The organism is Nitrobacter vulgaris (assembly GCF_002028545.1).
Lineage (GTDB): Bacteria > Pseudomonadota > Alphaproteobacteria > Rhizobiales > Xanthobacteraceae > Nitrobacter > Nitrobacter vulgaris.
In genome coordinates this window covers 1-1,535 of sequence record NZ_MWPQ01000085.1, presented here as the reverse complement: position 1 = coordinate 1,535, position 1,535 = coordinate 1, and the positions used below count along the sequence as shown (strand labels likewise).

General features: G+C 57.9%; 1 pseudogene. It reads left to right on the top strand.

What is annotated here, in order from left to right:
• Positions 1–147: 147 nt before the first annotated feature.
• Positions 148–1,435 (top strand): annotated as a pseudogene (locus B2M20_RS18645) (IS110 family RNA-guided transposase).
• Positions 1,436–1,535 lie beyond the last annotated feature (100 nt).

Sequence of the window (1,535 nt, the reverse complement as noted above, 5' to 3'; positions counted from 1 at the left end):
TAGCACCTACGGAAGGACTGAGGAGAGGTCACTGAGCAGCGGTGCGCGCAGCCTTTTGCTGCAAGCGCGCACCGGCTGAGGTGGCCATGGCCGATCAAGGTTTCTCTAGAATGCGAATGTTCACAACCCATTCGGGAGAGACCGACCATGACCAGCCCAAATGCTATACCCGCCGATGCAGTGTTGGTAGCCATTGATATTGCCAAGGCTTGCAACGAAGTCCTGATCGAGGCCCCTAGCCATAAACGTCGGCGCCGGCTGTCGATCCTCAACAGCCGTGCGGAGCATAATCGGCTGGTCGAACTGCTACAGGCATACGGCCGACCTGTAGTCTGCGCTTTTGAGGCGACTGGGAACTATCACCGGCCGATAGCATGGCGGCTGGCTGAAGCCGGCTTCGAGGTGCGGCTGGTGTCGTCGCTGGCGCTCGCCCGAACCCGGGAGGCCTTGCACAACAGCTGGGACAAGAATGACCCCAAGGATGCGCAGGTAATTCTGCACATGCTCAAGATCCAGGCGACGCAGGTCTATCATGATCCGCTTCGCGCCGGCATCAACGACGTGCAGGAACTGTCGAAGACGCATGAAGCGATCGCCAGGGCCAAGACCGAGATTCAGCACCGTATCTTGACGCATTATCTGCCGCTGTATTTTCCCGAGATCGATCGTTTCCGGGGCAACAGCCGCAGCGATTGGTTCTTCGCTTTCCTCGATGCCTTTCCAACGCCGGCAAGTATCACGACGCTAACGAAGAAGGCGTTTGTGGCCGGAGCCTGGGATGTCGTCGGTCGTAAAGTCAGCAAGACACAAATTCTAATGGATATTTATGAGACAGCGCGCACATCAATTGGATTGCCGTTGCCGCTGGAGGCGCCTGCCGTCCGCATGTTCCGGATGGTCATTGCCGAAGCACGTAGCCTGATCCGACAGCGTAATGAGATCGAGACGCAGGCGGACGAACTGCTGCGGCATAACAAGGATTATCTGCTCCTGCGGCAAATCCCAGGTATCGGGCCGATCAATGCGCTGACGATCATTGCTGAGGCTGGAGATCTTCGCCGTTTCCATCATCATCGCCAGTTTCTTAAATTCTGCGGACTGGATCTTTCGACACAGCAGTCAGGCCAGTATCGAGGCCAGACCCGCCTTTCCAAGTACGGCAATGCGCGATTGCGCCGCACCCTGTGGATCGCCGGACAGGTCGCCATCCGTCAGCGCGAGAACGGATTCCGGCACAAGTTCGAACGCTACATCGCGAGAGATCGCGACAATCCCGATCTGCGCCGCAAGGCGATGACCGCTATTACCGCCAAGATGGCGCGTGTCGTCCACGCCGTCGTCAAAGGCGATTCCGACTACCGGCCCTTCGTTGAGGGGCGGGTGCCAGGTGGAAGAACCTCTGTCAGTTAGGGCCGTGAGGGCATCGCTTCGATGACCCTGTAGATAATGTTTGGGTCTTCCACCTGGATCAGAAGCTCGTGTTGAGGACGGTGAGGGCCGCAATCGGCGTACCCTGTGTTTGCTATGGACGAGAT